The 17,269-nt window shown below is 50.9% G+C and carries 18 protein-coding genes; 3 read left to right on the forward strand and 15 right to left on the reverse strand.

The features are described 5' to 3' along the window. Positions 1–66 precede the first annotated feature (66 nt). Positions 67–1,029, forward strand: a complete 963-nt coding sequence (gene ldtC, locus ACJHWT_RS19400) for a L,D-transpeptidase LdtC (protein ID WP_001300895.1) — start codon at positions 67–69, stop codon at positions 1,027–1,029. Between the two features lie 82 nt (positions 1,030–1,111). On the opposite strand, the gene bhsA is transcribed toward ldtC, so the two are convergent. Continuing rightward, complete coding sequence (bhsA, locus tag ACJHWT_RS19405; RefSeq protein ID WP_000800153.1) at positions 1,112–1,369, reverse strand: multiple stress resistance protein BhsA; 258 nt, start codon at positions 1,367–1,369, stop codon at positions 1,112–1,114. A 240-nt stretch (positions 1,370–1,609) separates the two neighbouring features. On the opposite strand from bhsA, the gene comR reads away from it, so the two are divergent. Then, a complete protein-coding gene (comR, locus tag ACJHWT_RS19410; protein WP_001298465.1) occupies positions 1,610–2,242 on the forward strand; it encodes a TetR family copper-responsive transcriptional repressor ComR in 633 nt (210 codons plus the stop codon). Between the two features lie 61 nt (positions 2,243–2,303). Here the strand turns inward: comR and ACJHWT_RS19415 are convergent, their stop codons facing one another. The 8 genes from ACJHWT_RS19415 to hinT form a co-directional block, all read right to left on the reverse strand. Beyond that, a complete protein-coding gene (locus ACJHWT_RS19415) occupies positions 2,304–2,843 on the reverse strand; it encodes a glycine zipper 2TM domain-containing protein (RefSeq protein WP_001043460.1) in 540 nt (179 codons plus the stop codon). Positions 2,844–3,069: 226 nt separating this feature from the next. Next, a complete protein-coding gene (gene ndh, locus ACJHWT_RS19420) occupies positions 3,070–4,374 on the reverse strand; it encodes an NADH-quinone dehydrogenase (protein ID WP_001295966.1) in 1,305 nt (434 codons plus the stop codon). 330 nt (positions 4,375–4,704) lie between these two features. After that, positions 4,705–5,247, reverse strand: a complete 543-nt coding sequence (ycfP, locus tag ACJHWT_RS19425; RefSeq protein WP_000587933.1) for an alpha/beta hydrolase YcfP — start codon at positions 5,245–5,247, stop codon at positions 4,705–4,707. Between the two features lie 22 nt (positions 5,248–5,269). Beyond that, the gene (gene nagZ, locus ACJHWT_RS19430; RefSeq protein WP_000529306.1) at positions 5,270–6,295 is read right to left on the reverse strand and encodes a beta-N-acetylhexosaminidase; all 1,026 of its coding nucleotides are present in this window, start codon (positions 6,293–6,295) and stop codon (positions 5,270–5,272) included. Positions 6,296–6,305: 10 nt separating this feature from the next. Next, positions 6,306–7,130: a thiamine kinase gene (thiK, locus tag ACJHWT_RS19435; RefSeq protein WP_001116587.1), complete on the reverse strand. Its 825-nt coding sequence runs from the start codon at positions 7,128–7,130 to the stop codon at positions 6,306–6,308. Then, on the reverse strand, positions 7,111–7,752 hold the full coding sequence (lpoB, locus tag ACJHWT_RS19440; RefSeq protein ID WP_000164455.1) for a penicillin-binding protein activator LpoB: 642 nt from the start codon (positions 7,750–7,752) through the stop codon (positions 7,111–7,113). The genes thiK and lpoB overlap by 20 nt, the downstream gene beginning before the upstream one ends. 13 nt (positions 7,753–7,765) lie before the next feature. After that, complete coding sequence (locus tag ACJHWT_RS19445) at positions 7,766–8,143, reverse strand: YcfL family protein (RefSeq protein WP_001225292.1); 378 nt, start codon at positions 8,141–8,143, stop codon at positions 7,766–7,768. Positions 8,144–8,145: 2 nt separating this feature from the next. Then, entirely contained in the window at positions 8,146–8,505 is a 360-nt protein-coding gene (hinT, locus tag ACJHWT_RS19450; protein ID WP_000807125.1) for a purine nucleoside phosphoramidase, read from the reverse strand. 333 nt (positions 8,506–8,838) lie between these two features. Between hinT and fhuE the strand changes: the two genes are divergently transcribed. Further along, positions 8,839–11,028 carry a ferric-rhodotorulic acid/ferric-coprogen receptor FhuE gene (fhuE, locus tag ACJHWT_RS19455; RefSeq protein WP_000953492.1) on the forward strand — a complete coding sequence of 730 codons (2,190 nt, stop codon included), beginning with the start codon at positions 8,839–8,841 and terminating at the stop codon, positions 11,026–11,028. Positions 11,029–11,087: 59 nt separating this feature from the next. Here fhuE and ptsG read toward each other — a convergent pair whose 3' ends face one another. From ptsG to pabC, 6 genes are all read right to left on the reverse strand, one after another. Further along, a complete protein-coding gene (gene ptsG / locus ACJHWT_RS19460; protein ID WP_000475719.1) occupies positions 11,088–12,521 on the reverse strand; it encodes a PTS glucose transporter subunit IIBC in 1,434 nt (477 codons plus the stop codon). Positions 12,522–12,815: 294 nt separating this feature from the next. Continuing rightward, positions 12,816–13,613, reverse strand: a complete 798-nt coding sequence (locus ACJHWT_RS19465) for a metal-dependent hydrolase (protein WP_000480245.1) — start codon at positions 13,611–13,613, stop codon at positions 12,816–12,818. A gap of 10 nt (positions 13,614–13,623) precedes the next feature. Further along, on the reverse strand, positions 13,624–14,628 hold the full coding sequence (gene holB, locus ACJHWT_RS19470) for a DNA polymerase III subunit delta' (protein WP_001267936.1): 1,005 nt from the start codon (positions 14,626–14,628) through the stop codon (positions 13,624–13,626). After that, a complete protein-coding gene (gene tmk / locus ACJHWT_RS19475) occupies positions 14,625–15,266 on the reverse strand; it encodes a dTMP kinase (RefSeq protein ID WP_001257002.1) in 642 nt (213 codons plus the stop codon). Before tmk ends, holB begins: the two co-directional genes overlap by 4 nt. Continuing rightward, a complete protein-coding gene (gene yceG / locus ACJHWT_RS19480; protein ID WP_000756841.1) occupies positions 15,256–16,278 on the reverse strand; it encodes a cell division protein YceG in 1,023 nt (340 codons plus the stop codon). The genes tmk and yceG overlap by 11 nt, the downstream gene beginning before the upstream one ends. A gap of 2 nt (positions 16,279–16,280) precedes the next feature. Further along, complete coding sequence (pabC, locus tag ACJHWT_RS19485; RefSeq protein WP_000478679.1) at positions 16,281–17,090, reverse strand: aminodeoxychorismate lyase; 810 nt, start codon at positions 17,088–17,090, stop codon at positions 16,281–16,283. Positions 17,091–17,269 lie beyond the last annotated feature (179 nt).

Genomic DNA, 17,269 nt, shown 5'->3' on the forward strand with positions numbered 1-17,269 from the left:
TGTCACCATCCATAATTCAGGCTTATCTGTTTATTACAATAACCTTATATTTATTATGGATTTTTGGTGATGATCAAAACGCGTTTTTCTCGCTGGCTAACGTTTTTTACGTTCGCCGCTGCCGTGGCGCTGGCGCTACCGGCAAAAGCCAACACCTGGCCGCTGCCGCCAGCGGGCAGTCGTCTGGTTGGCGAAAACAAATTTCATGTGGTGGAAAATGACGGTGGTTCTCTGGAAGCCATCGCCAAAAAATATAACGTCGGCTTTCTCGCTCTGTTACAGGCTAACCCCGGCGTTGATCCTTACGTACCGCGCGCGGGCAGCGTGTTAACGATCCCGTTGCAAACCCTACTTCCAGATGCGCCGCGCGAAGGCATTGTGATCAATATTGCGGAACTGCGTCTCTATTACTACCCGCCGGGTAAAAATTCGGTAACCGTGTATCCCATCGGCATTGGTCAGTTAGGTGGTGACACGCTGACGCCGACAATGGTGACCACCGTTTCAGACAAACGTGCAAACCCAACCTGGACGCCAACGGCAAACATCCGCGCCCGTTATAAAGCACAGGGAATTGAGTTGCCTGCGGTAGTTCCGGCTGGACCGGATAATCCAATGGGCCATCATGCGATTCGCCTGGCGGCCTATGGCGGCGTTTATTTGCTCCACGGTACGAACGCCGATTTCGGCATTGGCATGCGGGTAAGTTCTGGCTGTATTCGTCTGCGGGATGACGATATCAAAACACTCTTTAGCCAGGTCACCCCAGGCACCAAAGTGAATATCATCAACACTCCGATAAAAGTCTCTGCCGAACCAAACGGTGCGCGTCTGGTTGAAGTACATCAGCCGCTGTCAGAGAAGATTGATGACGATCCGCAGCTGCTGCCAATTACGCTGAATAGCGCAATGCAATCATTTAAAGATGCAGCACAAACTGACGCTGAAGTGATGCAACATGTGATGGATGTCCGTTCCGGGATGCCGGTGGATGTCCGCCGTCATCAAGTGAGCCCACAAACTCTGTAAAGCTCGGATAAAAAAATCCCCGCGACACGGCATGTCGCGGGGAAAAAAATCAGCAGTAGCAGGCATTAATGAGGGTTAATGCTTATTTATAAATTACTGCTGTTCCATGGAGGGTATTCGGACCGGTTACAGAAGTAATACGGAAAGATTTTGCGCCCATCTCATCCGCTTTTTGCGCCAGCTGCTCTTCCAGCGATCCCAGATTTGTCCCCGCGTTAGCACTGATAGTACCGACTTTTTGTTGGCCTTCTGGCGTTGACTGAACTTCGACAGCCGCAAAGCTGGCAAATGACATTGAGCTTAAAATCGCCGCAGCGATGAGGGTTTTTACGTTTTTCATAATAGTGGCCTTATGCAGATGAATGACGTCGCAAGCAATTACTTAACGATCGATAACTAAATGATAGATGTGATCTGGATCACATACAAGATATTTTTTATAACAATCATTAATTAATTTAAAAATCTTTAAATTTCAGTTAAATAGAAAGCAATTATTTTTATGGTTTGTGGACTGGTGAACGGAGGTGATTATTTTTATAATAACCTTTCATTCACAGTCACCAGGTACAACGGCATCATGGCAACTGACTCAACACAATGTGTAAAAAAAAGCCGCGGCCGCCCAAAAGTGTTCGACAGGGATGCCGCGCTTGATAAGGCCATGAAATTGTTCTGGCAGCACGGTTATGAAGCGACTTCTCTTGCGGACCTCGTCGAAGCGACCGGAGCCAAAGCGCCCACGCTATACGCGGAATTTACCAACAAAGAGGGGTTATTTCGCGCCGTACTCGACCGTTATATCGATCGTTTTGCCGCTAAGCATGAAGCACAGCTGTTTTGTGAAGAGAAAAGCGTGGAGTCTGCGCTGGCTGACTATTTTGCTGCCATCGCCAACTGCTTTACCAGCAAAGACACCCCGGCAGGCTGCTTCATGATCAACAACTGCACCACCCTCTCCCCGGATTCAGGAGATATCGCCAATACGCTGAAATCACGCCATGCGATGCAAGAGCGCACTTTGCAGCAGTTTTTATGTCAACGACAAGCGCGCGGGGAAATCCCGACCCACTGTGACGTGACGCATCTGGCAGAATTCCTTAATTGTATTATTCAGGGGATGTCGATCAGCGCACGCGAAGGTGCATCGCTGGAAAAACTGATGCAAATTGCCCGAACGACTTTGCGTTTATGGCCGGAACTGCTGAAATAAGTCGCAAAAAAAGCCCCTCAGCCTGAGCGAATGAGGGGCCAAATTGCAGAGTACAGCCTTGTTATACTTTGTTATTCAAAATCAGTTGCCCGTTGCTATCTAGCGGGATCTGCGTACCCGGATCGCGTTCCATGCGGATTTTGCCCTGCTGATCGCCAATCTTATAGGTCACATCATAACCGAGCATTTTTTCTGACTTGTCATACACCGTTTTACAACGCTGTTGCGTAGTCGTGTAAGTATCGCTTTCCTGGAGAGAGCCCTGGATCTGGTTACCGGCATATCCACCACCCAGCGCCCCCACAACAGTAGCGACATCTTTACCGCGACCACCACCAAACTGATGCCCTATCACGCCACCAGCAACAGCGCCGAGCACCGACCCGGTAATGCGATTTTCATCCTGCACCGGTCGACGATGGGTCACTGTGACGTTGCGACACTCCTGACGCGGTGTTTTAACCGTTTCCTTGATTGGGGTTGCAGAAACAACCTGAGCGTATTGCGGGCCACGTTCAAACACGTTCAGACTGGCCACTGCCGCTACGCCCAACGCAGCTGCGACACCAATCCCGATACCCGCCAACATTGATTTATTCACGGGAATACCTCCTTCTTTGCAGTTATGCCAATCATGCAAGCGAAGGAGAAAAGCAGCTATCAGACAGAAGATGAAAAGCGCGGGAATGGCTGGAAATACTTAGGGATTCGGAGGAGTCTGAAGGAATGCCTGATGCGACACTTAACGCGTCTTATCAGGCCTACCGCTCGTACCATTTGTCCAGGGCGGATAAGGCGTTTATGCCCCATCCGCCAGTACAAGCCGATTAATGCAACTTCAAACGTGGACGGATAACGCGGTTAATACTCCCCACCAGCATCATTAATCCGGTTTTAAAGTAACCATGCAGCGCAATCTGGTGCATTCGGTACAGCGAGATGTATACAAAGCGCGCAATTCGTCCTTCAATCATCATTGAGCCGCGTGTCAGGTTACCCATCAGGCTACCGACGGTGGAAAAGTTCGACAGCGATACCAGCGAACCGTGATCTTTATACTGATAATTTTTCAGCGGCTTACCGTTCATCTGCGCCAGAATGTTGTTCATTGCGCAGGTTGCCATCTGATGTGCGGCCTGAGCGCGCGGCGGAACAAAGCCCCCTTCCGGACGCGGGCATGACGCGCAGTCGCCAATAGCGTATATGTCTGGATCGCGAGTGGTTTGCAGCGTCGGTTCCACCACCAGCTGGTTGATACGGTTGGTTTCAAGACCACCGATATCTTTCAGGAAGTCTGGCGCTTTGATCCCGGCTGCCCACACCATCAGATCAGCCTCAATATATTCGCCATCTTTAGTGTGCAGGCCGCCTTCATCAGCACTGGTGACCATGGTTTGCGTCAGCACGCGAACGCCAAGTTTCGTTAACTCACTATGGGCCGCAGCAGAGATACGTGGCGGCAATGCAGGCAAAATACGTTCGCCCGCTTCTACCAGCGTTACGTTCAGGGCTTCGTTGGTCAGACCTTTATAACCGTAACTGTGCAGTTGCTTGACCGCGTTGTGCAATTCAGCGGAGAGTTCTACACCCGTCGCGCCGCCGCCGACAATCGCAATGTTTACTTTGCCATTCGCGCCCAGGTTGGCGGAGTATTTCAGGAACAGATTCAGCATCTCTTGGTGGAAGCGACGCGCCTGGTGCGGGTTATCGAGGAAAATGCAGTTCTCTTTGACACCTGGCGTATTGAAATCGTTAGAGGTGCTACCCAGCGCCATTACCAGGGTGTCATAGGCGATTTTACGTTCCGGAACCAGCAGTTCACCTTTCTCGTCGCGCAGTTCTGCAATAGTGATTGTTTTCGCTTCACGATCAATATCAATGACGGAACCCAGCTGGAACTGGAAACCATGATTGCGCGCATGGGCCAGATAGCTCAACGCATCGACGCCTTCATCAAGCGAGCCAGTCGCCACTTCGTGCAGCAGCGGTTTCCACAGGTGGCTGTGGTTACGATCGACCAGCGTGATTTTGGCTTTTTTCTTGCGTCCCAGCTTATGCCCCAGCTGTGTTGCCATTTCCAGCCCACCAGCACCGCCGCCGACAATCACAATTTTTTTCAATGGCGTAGTCAACGTGACCCCCTTAAATTTATTAACCAATTGTTAATTAATGGTTATTAACATAGCTCTTAATTAACAACAGGTTACAACAATGAAAATGTTCTTCACTATTGAGAATAACATGAATGGTGCATTGGTCATACCAAAATTGATGTTAATCAAGTTTTGTTGCTGAAAAGATAGGCGACTTTACCGGGCGAGATCAAAAAACAGAGCTTATTGTTTATTATTTGAGCGAATTTATGAGAGTGGTATAGCGTGAGGGGTGTATGGAGGACGTTTGGTAGGCCTGATAAAATGCGCATCAGGTACCGGCAAGGTTACCTGATGCGACGAGGGCATTTACCCGAGGGTTTTGAACGCTTTAATACGCTGTAAATGCGGGGAGATATTCTTGAATTTGTGCGTCTGCTCTTCGTCCCAGACAATCTCGTAATAATGATGCAGCTCTTCAGATGTCCGCTGGCTGTTAAGCGCTTCATCATTACGCGACAAAATCACCAGGCAACGATCGCGATTCTTTTCGCGGAAGTTGGTCACACACTTAGTGGCAATATCGGCATACTCTTCCGGGCGATCAATCTTGCCTTCCATGTTCTCATAAGGGAACAAATTAGGGTTGAAGATCACCTGGCGGATATCGCAAAGAAAACCAATCCGTTCCGCCCAGTATCCGCCCAGACCAACGCCGCAAATCAGCGGACGCTCGTCGACGTTCAGTTGCAACATTTTGTCCACTTCTTTGAGCAGATGCTGCATATCATGTTTCGGATGCCGCGTACTGTAGCTTATCAAGCGTACATCCGGGTCAATAAACTGCAATTGTAAGACTTTCTCGTGGTTACCCGGACTGTTAGAGTCAAAACCGTGTAAATAGATAATCATCGCTTCCTCACATAAGCCAGGGTTAGTGACCTGCTTTCTCTTCCTGCCAGCGTTCATGTAACTGATTCAGACGGGCGCTGATCGCTTTCCAGCGAGCCGAGTCCATCAGTTCCTGTCGCGAAAATGAACCTTTATGATACAAACGTGTAACACGTTCTGCCTTGATCGGTGACAGATTATCTAACACGCTGACGGCCCCTTTACGATTATTGCAGACCAGGATCATATCGCAACCCGCGTCCAGTGATGCCTGCCCGCGTTCGGCATAACTGCCCATAATCGCGGCTCCTTCCATCGATAAATCGTCAGAGAAAATCACGCCATCAAAACCCAGTTCCTGACGCAAAACGGTTTTCAGCCAATAGGGAGAACCGCTCGCCGGACGCGGATCGACATCACTGTAGATCACATGCGCAGGCATAATGGCGTCGAGTTTATTTTCGCGGATTAAGGAACTGAAGACCGACATATCTTTAGCGCGAATCTCCGCTTGCGGACGTGGGTCGCACGGTGTTTCTTTGTGTGAGTCTGCCGTTACTGCACCGTGTCCTGGAAAGTGTTTCCCGGTCGTTTTCATTCCGGCTTCATGCATACCATCAATAAACCGGCTGGCAATTGCCAGGGCTTTTTCGGGATCGGAATGATAAGAACGCTCGCCAATCGCCGCGCTGATATGCCCGACGTCCAGCACTGGCGCAAAGCTGATATCAATATCCATAGCAATCATTTCGCTGGCCATCAACCAACCTGCCTCTCGCGCCAGTTTTCCGCCTTCTTCCATTCCCAACAGCGCAGCAAATGATTGTGCCGCTGGCAAGCGGGTAAAACCTTCACGAAAACGCTGCACGCGTCCACCTTCCTGATCAACCGCCACCACCAGATGATTGCGCGAAGCTGCGCGGATCTGGCGCACCAGTTCACGTAACTGGGCAGGATCATGATAGTTACGCGTAAAGAGAATCAGCCCTCCCACCAGCGGATGCGCCAGTATTTCACGCTCTTCCGCGTCCAGTTCGTAACCTTCGACATCCAACATTACTGGACCCACACTGCTCTCCTTATTGTTTTATTAATAGCTGCCGCCAGGTGTCATCGGCCAGCCTGATAAATTGTTGATCGCCGGTTTGTCGCCAGCGGTACTCAAACCACCCTGCTTTGAGCATCAGCAGCCAGGGAAACCATCGCCTGACCTGACGCCATAATTGCGCCGGATAAATCTTCGCGCGAGTGGCATAGTCATTGACCAATTGCCGGTGCTGGTCAGTATTTTCCACCCACACCGCCGCCAGTTCCAGCGCGATATCACCATCTCCGGCATACTCCCAGTCGATGAGTTTTAACCCTGACGCGCTATGCACTAAATTTCCGGCGTGGACATCCATATGCAATGGACTTAAGCGTAAAGGCCGTGGTTCCCGCGCTTTGCGCAGACGTTTTAACCTTCGCAGCCAACCCACTGTCCGCCGCGCCGGATCGCTTTGCTGCCAGTACAGTTCCAGTAACGGCAACAGCGTTATTCGCCAGCCAAAACGCGGTTGTTGATGTAGATAATACAGCAAGCCTGCCAGTTCGTTGGTATCCGGCAAATACGTTTTTACCTCGCCGGGCAGATAGTCGACCACCATCCAGTCACGGAGATATAAATGCGGCTTCGGTGCAATGCATGCGGGTAGTTGTGATAAAGCCCGATACTGGCGCAAGAACGCGAACCGCGGCGCATCAGGATCGTGCGGCTGACGCACAACAAAACGCTGGCCCTGATGTTCAATGAGAAAACTCCCGCCACTAAGCCCACTATTAAACGTCGTGACGGGATGAAACTGCGGGAAAAAGCGCGACAGCAATTCGTCGCGCGTGATGGGATTATTGCTGCGAAACGGCACCTTTACCTGACCAGATAATTTCGCCCGTCTGCACCAGCATCAGCTGCATTTGAAGGGTCGGAGCGTTAACGTTGCCAGAGGCGCTGGAGTACAGCACGTAATGAGCGCCGACATTGCGGGCAATGCCTATGGCTTTACTACGGGTGCCTAAACTGTCCTGCGGCGACAAACCTAACTGTTGCTTTGCCATCGACAGCTGCTGGGCGGAAACCAGGGTAAATTTACCGTTATTAGCCAGCGCATTTCGCAGCGTTTCGGTCGCTTCTGCGGCATTCAGCGAACCGTTAGTACGGTTGTTAACGCTATCAACCAGCAGGACGCTACCCGCAGTCACGCCGTCAGCCCCAAGCATCTTACTGACCATCGGCTGCATTGCGCCATTCCAATCATAATGGCGAATATGCGGCGCAGGCGGTGCAGTTTGATCTTCGTGCTCAATTGGGCCTGGCTGCTGCGGGATTGTCGGCACCGATGGCACTGTGGGGACAGGCTGTTGCGGCTCGGCTGGTTGTTCCGGCGCTGGTTTCACTTCTTCTACCGGCGCAGATTCACGTTGCCCCACACACCCGGCAAGAAACATCGCCAGCGCGGTAATCAAGGCGTAGCGACTCATTTTTGTCATCAAGATTCACCCCTTACAAATATAGATAAAGTCTGACTTTGTGCGCCCCCAGAAAATTGGCGCTGCCGTACAGCGTTACCGCCGAATGTGCGGGAAGGGTAACGCTGCGTGGCCTTTCCAGAGGATGCATCTCCAGCCCTCTGGCGTCATACCAGTAAAAACGATAATGAACGGTAACGGGTTCTTGCCTTTCGTTATAAAGCGTTGAGGATGCTGAAGGTTGAATATCAGACGTCGAAAGGACGGGCTTTTCTGCACTGATGCCCGCAGCCAATAAAGATGACTCCATCACCAGCGATTGCTCATCATTCACCGGAATTTCCGGATGTGAACGACAGCCCACCAGCACTAACAACGCCAGAGACACCAGCCCAAAGCATCCTTTTCTCATTGTTACAGACCTTTATGCGCCAGCATTGGTCCCAGCGGACGGCCACCCAACAAGTGCATATGGATGTGGTAAACCTCTTGTCCGCCATGGCGGTTGGTGTTCATGATCAGACGATAGCCATCTTCGGCAATACCTTCTTGCTCAGCAATTTTTGCCGCTACGGTGATCATGCGTCCCAGCGCCTGCTCATGCTCAGCTGACACGTCGTTCACAGTCGGAATGAGGATATTCGGAATGATCAGAATATGCGTTGGCGCTTGCGGCGAAATATCGCGAAACGCCGTTACCAGATCATCCTGGTAGACGATATCGGAGGGGATCTCACGACGAATAATTTTGCTGAATATAGTTTCTTCTGCCACGACATTTTCCTTTTTCAAATAGCCATGCGTTGCGCCATGCTACGCCGCGCCACACTGCGAGTATAGAGTATGGTCGAGTTAAACCTGCTCTTTCAACCTTAACTCACGATTTCTTAAGCAAAAAATCGTTTTGCTGCCGTATATATCGCCATTATTCCCATTTCTGCCTGCGAATGCGCTGAAAAGACATTCTCTGTTTGGTTTACACGTCAAATATGAATGCGTATATTTCTCATTTGCATTTACATGCAAAATTATTCGCACACTAAATATAACCGCTCATCACCCTCCTCCGGCATGAGCCTGACGACAACATAAACCAAGAGATTTCAGATGCTTTCAACACAATTTAACAGGGATAATCAATATCAAACCACCTCCAAACCGTCACTGCTTGCCGCCTGCATAGCACTGGCACTCTTACCTTCCGCCGCTTTTGCTGCACCAGCCACTGAAGAAACGGTGATTGTTGAGGGTTCAGCCACTACTCCAGTTGATGACGAAAATGATTACAGCGTAACGTCTACCTCTGCGGGTACCAAAATGCAGATGACTCAACGTGATATTCCTCAGTCGGTCACTATTGTTAGTCAGCAGCGGATGGAAGATCAGCAGTTACAAACGCTGGGCGAAGTGATGGAAAACACGCTGGGGATCAGCAAAAGCCAAGCGGATTCCGATCGTGCTCTTTATTATTCCCGCGGATTCCAGATCGATAACTATATGGTTGATGGTATCCCCACCTATTTTGAATCGCGCTGGAATCTGGGCGACGCACTTTCTGATATGGCACTGTTTGAACGCGTAGAAGTAGTGCGTGGCGCGACAGGACTCATGACCGGGACGGGTAATCCATCTGCGGCAATTAATATGGTTCGAAAACACGCGACCAGTCGTGAATTTAAAGGCGATGTCTCGGCGGAATACGGTAGCTGGAACAAAGAACGGTATGTGGCGGATTTACAAAGCCCACTCACCGAAGATGGTAAAATCCGCGCACGAATTGTCGGCGGCTACCAGAATAACGACTCATGGCTGGACCGCTACAACAGTGAAAAGACCTTCTTCTCCGGCATTGTCGATGCTGATTTAGGCGATCTTACGACGCTTTCAGCCGGTTACGAATATCAGCGCATTGATGTTAATAGCCCAACCTGGGGCGGTTTACCGCGCTGGAATACTGATGGCAGCAGCAACAGTTACGATCGCGCACGCAGTACCGCACCTGACTGGGCGTATAACGATAAAGAGATCAACAAGGTCTTTATGACCCTCAAGCAGCGGTTTGCTGATACCTGGCAAGCGACACTGAATGCCACCCACTCCGAAGTCGAATTTGACAGTAAAATGATGTATGTCGATGCCTATGTAAACAAAGCGGATGGTATGCTGGTTGGGCCATACAGTAATTATGGACCTGGCTTTGATTATGTCGGCGGTACCGGTTGGAACAGCGGCAAACGTAAAGTTGATGCGCTGGATTTGTTTGCTGACGGTAGTTATGAATTGTTTGGTCGTCAGCACAATCTAATGTTTGGTGGCAGTTACAGCAAACAAAACAATCGTTACTTCAGTTCATGGGCCTACATCTTCCCGGATGAAATTGGCAGTTTCTACAACTTTAATGGCAATTTCCCACAAACCGACTGGTCACCACAGAGCCTGGCGCAGGACGATACCACACATATGAAATCGTTATATGCTGCCACTCGTGTCACCCTTGCCGATCCGCTGCATCTGATCCTCGGCGCACGTTATACCAACTGGCGGGTTGATACGCTGACTTACAGCATGGAGAAAAACCACACCACGCCTTACGCTGGTCTGGTGTTTGACATCAATGACAACTGGTCGACCTACGCCAGCTATACCTCTATTTTCCAGCCGCAAAATGATCGTGACAGTTCAGGCAAATATCTGGCTCCAATCACCGGTAACAACTACGAGCTGGGTCTGAAATCGGACTGGATGAATAGCCGTCTGACCACCACGTTAGCCATCTTCCGTATTGAGCAGGATAATGTCGCTCAGTCCACCGGTACACCTATCCCCGGCAGCAACGGCGAAACCGCCTATAAAGCGGTGGATGGGACAGTCAGTAAAGGTGTGGAATTTGAACTCAACGGCGCAATTACCGACAACTGGCAGCTGACGTTTGGCGCAACGCGCTATATTGCAGAGGATAACGAAGGAAACGCCGTTAATCCTAATCTGCCACGCACCACGGTTAAAATGTTCACCAGCTACCGGTTGCCTGTCATGCCAGAGTTGACGGTCGGCGGTGGTGTTAACTGGCAAAATCGCGTGTATACCGACACCGTGACACCGTATGGCACCTTCCGCGCCGAGCAAGGTAGCTACGCGCTGGTGGATCTCTTCACCCGCTACCAGGTGACGAAAAACTTCTCGTTACAGGGGAATGTCAATAACCTGTTCGACAAAACCTACGATACCAACGTGGAAGGTTCTATTGTCTACGGCGCACCGCGTAATTTCAGCATTACCGGCACGTATCAATTCTGAATAACACCTGTAAAAAAGGCAGCCATCTGGCTGCCTTAGTCTCCCCAACGTCTTACGGATTAGTGGTTACGGATGTACTCATCCATCTCGGTTTTCAGGTTATCGGATTTAGTACCGAAAATCGCCTGAACACCAGAACCAGCAACCACTACGCCCGCTGCGCCCAGTTTCTTCAGGCCAGCCTGATCCACTTTAGACACATCAGCAACGCTGACGCGCAGACGGGTAATACATGCGTCGAGGTTAGTAATGTTTTCTTTACCACCAAATGCAGCAACCAGAGCCGGTGCCATTTCGCTGGTACCTGTCGCTTTTGCGTCTTCAGTCGCGTCTTCACGACCCGGCGTTTTCAGATCCAGTGCTTTAATCAGCACGCGGAAGATGGTGTAGTAAACAATGGCATAACCGATACCGACGATCGGGAACAGCCACAGTTTGCTGCTGTTACCAGACAGAACGATGAAGTCGATCAGACCGTGCGAGAACGACGTACCGTCACGCATCCCCAGAAGAATACAGATTGGGAATGCCAGGCCTGCCAGAATCGCGTGGATGATGTACAGGATCGGCGCAACGAACATGAAGGAGAACTCGATCGGCTCGGTGATACCGGTCAGGAACGAGGTCAGCGCCGCGGAGATCATAATACCGCCCACTTTCGCGCGGTTTTCTGGTTTAGCAGAGTGCCAGATAGCAATTGCGGCAGCTGGCAGACCGTACATTTTGAACAGGAAGCCACCAGACAGTTTACCCGCAGTCGGGTCACCCGCCATATAACGCGGAATGTCGCCGTGGAAAACCTGACCTGCTGCGTTGGTGTATTCACCAATCTGCATCTGGAAAGGTACGTTCCAGATGTGGTGCAGACCAAACGGTACCAGGCAACGTTCGATGAAACCGTAAATGCCAAACGCAACTACCGGGTTCTGGTAAGCAGCCCACTGAGAGAAGGTCTGGATTGCAGAACCAATCGGCGGCCAAATGAAGGACAGCACAACGCCAGTAAAGATGGCAGCCAGGCCTGAAATGATCGGCACAAAGCGTTTACCGGCAAAGAAGCCAAGATACTCAGGCAGCTTAATACGGTAGAAACGGTTAAACATGTACGCTGCGATCGCACCGGAGATAATCCCCCCGAGTACGCCAGTATCCGCCAGGTGTTTAGAGGCGATTTCTTCAGCAGGTAAATGCAGTACCAGTGGCGCAACCACGGCCATGGTTTTAACCATGATGCCATAGGCAACAACTGCGGCCAGCGCGGATACGCCATCGTTATTGGTAAAGCCGAGGGCGACACCGATCGCAAAAATCAGTGGCATGTTTGCAAAGACGGAACCGCCTGCTTCTGCCATAACATGCGATACAACGGCGGGCAGCCAGCTGAAATTCGCGGAACCGACGCCCAGCAGAATACCTGCGATAGGCAGTACGGATACCGGCAGCATCAGCGATTTACCGACCTTTTGCAGGTTAGCAAATGCATTCTTAAACATAATTGAGAGTGCTCCTGAGTATGGGTGCTTTTTTTACGTTCTCACGCGTGGCAAGGGGGGAGTGCCTCGCCGTGTACAGGGCATCTAAGCGCCCTTTATTTATTACACAGAGTAAAATAATTCAGTGCCGATTTGTTTGACGGCTATCACGTTTCAACTTCAGATCATTGGAGAAGTTGCACATTTTGACAAAACATATGTCACAATATTTCAAACGTGGTTATTCACCGCCCGATTTTCGGCGGTGAACTTTACTCGTTTTAGCCATTAATTACGAGCTTTAAAAAAACTCATTCAACGGATGGATTGAAGGCGGGAAGCGTCGATGTGAAACAGACGGGCGAAGTTATCGGTGGTTACCTGCGCCAGTTCTTCAACGGCAACACCTTTCAACACAGCCATGTATTCTGCAACGTCACGAACCATCGCAGGTTGATTCTCTTTTCCTCGATGCGGTACCGGCGCAAGGTAAGGTGAGTCAGTTTCCACCAGTAACCGATCCAGGGGGACATAACGCGCAGCATCGCGCAGTTGCTCCGCATTACGGAAGGTCACAATGCCGGAAAAGGAGATGTAAAATCCGAGATCCAGTAATTTGCCCGCCGTTTCTCTGTCCTCTGTAAAACAGTGTAGTACGCCACCGCAATCCGTCACTTTTTCTTCGCGCAGAATTGCCAGCGTATCGGCGCGGGCGTCACGGGTGTGGACGATAACCGGCTTGTTCAGTTCACGACCAATCTGGATATGATGGATGAAGGACTCTTGCTGACGTACTTTAGTTTCCGGCGTGTAATAATAATCCAGCCCGGTTTCACCCAGCGCAACAACGCCCTCTTCTGCCGCCAGACGGCGTAAATCTTCTACATCGTAGGGATCATTCTGGTTGAGTGGATGCACGCCACAAGAAAATACGACGTTGTCACGTTCGCCTACCAGATCCCGCATGTGTAAATAACCTGGTAATGTTGTGGCGACTGCCAGACAAAATTTCACATCGCGTGCGGCAGCTTTCGCCAGAACGTCATCCACGTCCTTATGCAAAGATTCATAATCCAGACCATCGAGATGGCAGTGTGAGTCGACTAAAAACATGATGTCTCTCTTAAAGATGAGGAACCGGTAGCACAACGCCCGGTTGCAGGTAATGCTCAATACGCAGTAAAAGATCGGTGATGAGAAGCTCGCGGTTAATACCTGTGACAGACATTAACTGTTCACGAATGTGGCAAACATCCCCCAGTATAGCCTGCAGACGCGAGGGAGAAAGATGGTTTGCCAGTTCGACGACCAGGCCCGGCACATCAACATTGGTAACCTGCGCAGCGCCATGATGGCGTTTTAGCGCATCCATCAGCAACGTTGCCAGCCAGTGTAAACGCGCCGGAGCTTGTTCATGATTAAGGGCTGCTAGCAGCGAATACCAGTCGCCCGATTGCACGCTATATGCCAGCGCCTGACACAATGTTTCACGAGCCTGCCAGATATCTCCCTGAAACAACGCCAGTGCCGCACCAGGCGAACCGGCGCTTAAGCGCAATGCGGCAAGTAATGCATCCTGTGACATTGTCACTTCGCGTGAAAGCCAGGTCACGGCGTACTGTTCCGGTGGCGGCGCAAGGTAATGTAACCGACAACGACTACGTAATGTTGCCAGTAAACGTTCTGGCTCGCGGGTAGCAAGGAAAAACCACGTTTCTGCTGGTGGCTCTTCAAGCGTTTTCAGCAATGCGTTAGCCGCGGCGTCGGTTAGTAAGGCAGCATCGGTTACCCAGACAACTTTCGCACCACCTAAGCGTGCGTGCTCATTCAGCTTTTCGGTGACCTCACGTACCGCATCAATGCCCAGCGTATTTTTCCCTTTTTCGGGAGCCAGGGTGTAGTAATCGGGATGCGTGCCAGCCTGCATCAACTGACATCCACGACAGTGACCGCAACTTTTGTGGCCCTGCGGTTGTTGGCAGAGTAAATAACGGCTCAGGGCGTAGATTAAAGCATCATCGCCCATGCCCGGTAACGCCTGAATGAGCAGCGCATGGTGACCTCTTCCGGCCTGATAGCTGGCTACCAGTTTTTCGAAATCAGGTCGTAACCATGGATACCATCTCATGCGTCCAACTCCTTCACCCAGTTGGTCACGGTAGTGCGGATTGCATCCATCACAGCCTCCAGCGGCTGGGTGGCATCAATGGTATGAATGCTTTTATCTTGTGCTGCCAGTTCCAGATAGCGGGCGCGGGTGCGATTAAAAAAATCGAAAGACTCTTGCTCAATACGATCCAGCTCGCCGCGTGCACGCGCGCGTTTTAAGCCAACTTCCGGGGTAACATCGAGATAGAGCGTTAAGTCGGGGCGAAAATCCCCAAGAACAGCATCACGCAGTGTTGCCAGCATATGTTGGTCAATACCACGTCCGCCGCCCTGATACGCCTGAGTGGAGAGATCGTGGCGATCGCCAATCACCCAGGTGCCGTTAGCCAGCGCAGGTTTGATGACCGTTTCTACCAGTTGAACGCGCGCGGCATAAAACATCAGAACTTCGGCTTTATCGGTAATGACTTCATCGCCTACCGATTTGATATCCAGCACCAGGCTTCTTAACTTTTCGGCAAGTTGCGTACCGCCAGGTTCCCGAGTGAAAACCATGTCGCGGATACCCAGTTGCTCGAGCGTCTCAACCACCACGTTACGCGCGGTAGTTTTGCCTGCGCCTTCCAGCCCCTCAATGACGATATACTTACTGCGCATTTTTTTCCTTAAGCACTTTCAGATAATCCTGCACAGACTTGTTATGACTGGCAAGATTGGTATTAAACGTGTGACCACCTTTACCATCGGCCACAAAATAGAGATACGGCGTTTTTGCCGGATGCGCAGCAGCCTTCAGCGAATCCGCCCCCGGCGTCGCTATCGCACCTGGCGGCAAACCGGTAATGGTATAGGTGTTATACGCTGTCGGCGTTTCCAGGTCTGCACGAGAAAGTTTGCCATTATAACGCTCTCCCATCCCGTAAATCACGGTTGGGTCGGTCTGCAGGCGCATACCAATGCGTAAACGGTTGATAAATACCGAGGCAACCTGATCGCGTTCGCTGGAAACGGCGGTTTCTTTTTCGATAATTGATGCCATCGTCACCAACTGGTTTTTATCTTTATAAGGCAGACCGTCCGCACGCCCTTCCCAGGCGCTATCGACCGCTTTCACCATTTTCTTGTGCGCTCGCTTGAGTAACGCGACATCGGTGGTATTGGCGGTATACATCCAGGTGTCTGGCCAGAACCAACCTTCAATCCACTCCGGGTTTTCCAGTTCAAGTGCCTGCGCTACGGTGGCGTACTTATCGTCGCTCAGCGTGTGCTTGATATAGGGGGCCTCACGCAATTGCTTGAGGTAATCGCTCAGACGCATCCCTTCTACCAGTCGCAGAGGGAACTGTGCTTCTTTACCGCTTTCCAGCAATTTCAGCATCTCGCGCACGGTCATCTGCGGTGTAAAGCGGTAAGTCCCGGCTTTAAAGTGAGAAAGATCCGGTTCGATACGCAGCAGCCATTGGAAAACCCGTGGGCGATTGATGATCTTATCGGCATAAAGCTGTTCACCGAGCGCCAGACGTCCGGTCCCTGGCTTCAGGGTAAATATCGTCTCTTCTTTGATAAGTAATTTGCTGTCGGCAAGATGGCGAACCTTCCAGACGCCCACACCAGCGGCGATACCCAGTACCACCAGCAATAACAAGATAATCAATAACACTTTTTTCATGACTAATTCGGGCGCTCACAAAGTGGGGCTAAATATTCATATAACGTTGCTGACGAAAAGGAGACATCGCCACAGGCACGTACGGGCATCACTGGCATTAACGCATTACAAATAACCATCTCATCTGCCTGCAACGCCTCCTCCAGCGAGGCTTGCACTTCGACAAGCTGATAAGAGGATTGTGCCAGCAAACGGATACAGAATTGTCGCATAATGCCGTTAACACCTGCCTGATCCAGTCGCGGCGTATAAACTACGTTGCCCTTCCGCCAGAACAAATTAGCCGCACAGCATTCCGTAACCCACCCTTCGCTGTCAAGGACCAGCGCCTCATCAGCGTTTGTCTGCTCAAGATGAGAGCGGATCAATACTTGCTCAAGCCGATTAAGATGTTTAATACCTGCAAGATGAGGATTGCGCCCCAGCCGCACCGGGCTTAGCGCCAACGTCATCCCCTCGTTACGCAAACGGTCGTAATGTGCGGGATAAACCGTAACGGAGAGAATCCGCGTTGCCGGTCCGCTGTTCAATGTGCTGTATCCTCGCCCGCCACTACCGCGACTGATCACCACTTTCAGCACACCATTTTGCTGTTCTGCTGCCAGCGTTTTCATCTCTAGTTCAAGCTGAGGCCAGAAGTCACAGGAAATCATCAACCGCTGACAAGCATCCTGTAGTCGCTGGATATGCGCCGATAACAAACTGACTTTACCGTCGATAACTCTGGCGGTGGTAAAACAACCATCACCAAACTGCGTTGCCCGATCGCTTACTGCCAGCGATTCCTGCTTATGACCGTTAATTAAGAACATACCGGCTCCTTATCAGAGAATTGTTAGTGTGGCAGCATGTTCACTACGGAACAAGTCGGAATAAAAGCTAATAAATATCCTCCGGCATAGCCGGAGGTTTTTCAAATGCGCCTATAAGGCTCTCTTACCAGCCGCGCCCTAACAGGCGCACACGATCTGACATTTGCATCCAACTTCGT

This window comes from Escherichia sp. WS338 (assembly GCF_046486405.1).
Lineage (GTDB): Bacteria > Pseudomonadota > Gammaproteobacteria > Enterobacterales > Enterobacteriaceae > Escherichia > Escherichia coli.

What these genes read in the sequence shown, in the direction of transcription:
- bhsA (WP_000800153.1), bottom strand. Translation starts at nt 1,369, where the DNA reads ATGAAAAACGTAAAAACCCTCATCGCTGCGGCGATTTTAAGCTCAATG.
- comR (WP_001298465.1), top strand. Translation starts at nt 1,610, where the DNA reads ATGGCAACTGACTCAACACAATGTGTAAAAAAAAGCCGCGGCCGCCCA.
- ycfP (WP_000587933.1), bottom strand. Translation starts at nt 5,247, where the DNA reads ATGATTATCTATTTACACGGTTTTGACTCTAACAGTCCGGGTAACCAC.
- lpoB (WP_000164455.1), bottom strand. Translation starts at nt 7,752, where the DNA reads ATGACAAAAATGAGTCGCTACGCCTTGATTACCGCGCTGGCGATGTTT.
- ACJHWT_RS19445 (WP_001225292.1), bottom strand. Translation starts at nt 8,143, where the DNA reads ATGAGAAAAGGATGCTTTGGGCTGGTGTCTCTGGCGTTGTTAGTGCTG.
- fhuE (WP_000953492.1), top strand. Translation starts at nt 8,839, where the DNA reads ATGCTTTCAACACAATTTAACAGGGATAATCAATATCAAACCACCTCC.
- ptsG (WP_000475719.1), bottom strand. Translation starts at nt 12,521, where the DNA reads ATGTTTAAGAATGCATTTGCTAACCTGCAAAAGGTCGGTAAATCGCTG.
- ACJHWT_RS19465 (WP_000480245.1), bottom strand. Translation starts at nt 13,613, where the DNA reads ATGTTTTTAGTCGACTCACACTGCCATCTCGATGGTCTGGATTATGAA.
- holB (WP_001267936.1), bottom strand. Translation starts at nt 14,628, where the DNA reads ATGAGATGGTATCCATGGTTACGACCTGATTTCGAAAAACTGGTAGCC.
- tmk (WP_001257002.1), bottom strand. Translation starts at nt 15,266, where the DNA reads ATGCGCAGTAAGTATATCGTCATTGAGGGGCTGGAAGGCGCAGGCAAA.
- yceG (WP_000756841.1), bottom strand. Translation starts at nt 16,278, where the DNA reads ATGAAAAAAGTGTTATTGATTATCTTGTTATTGCTGGTGGTACTGGGT.
- pabC (WP_000478679.1), bottom strand. Translation starts at nt 17,090, where the DNA reads ATGTTCTTAATTAACGGTCATAAGCAGGAATCGCTGGCAGTAAGCGAT.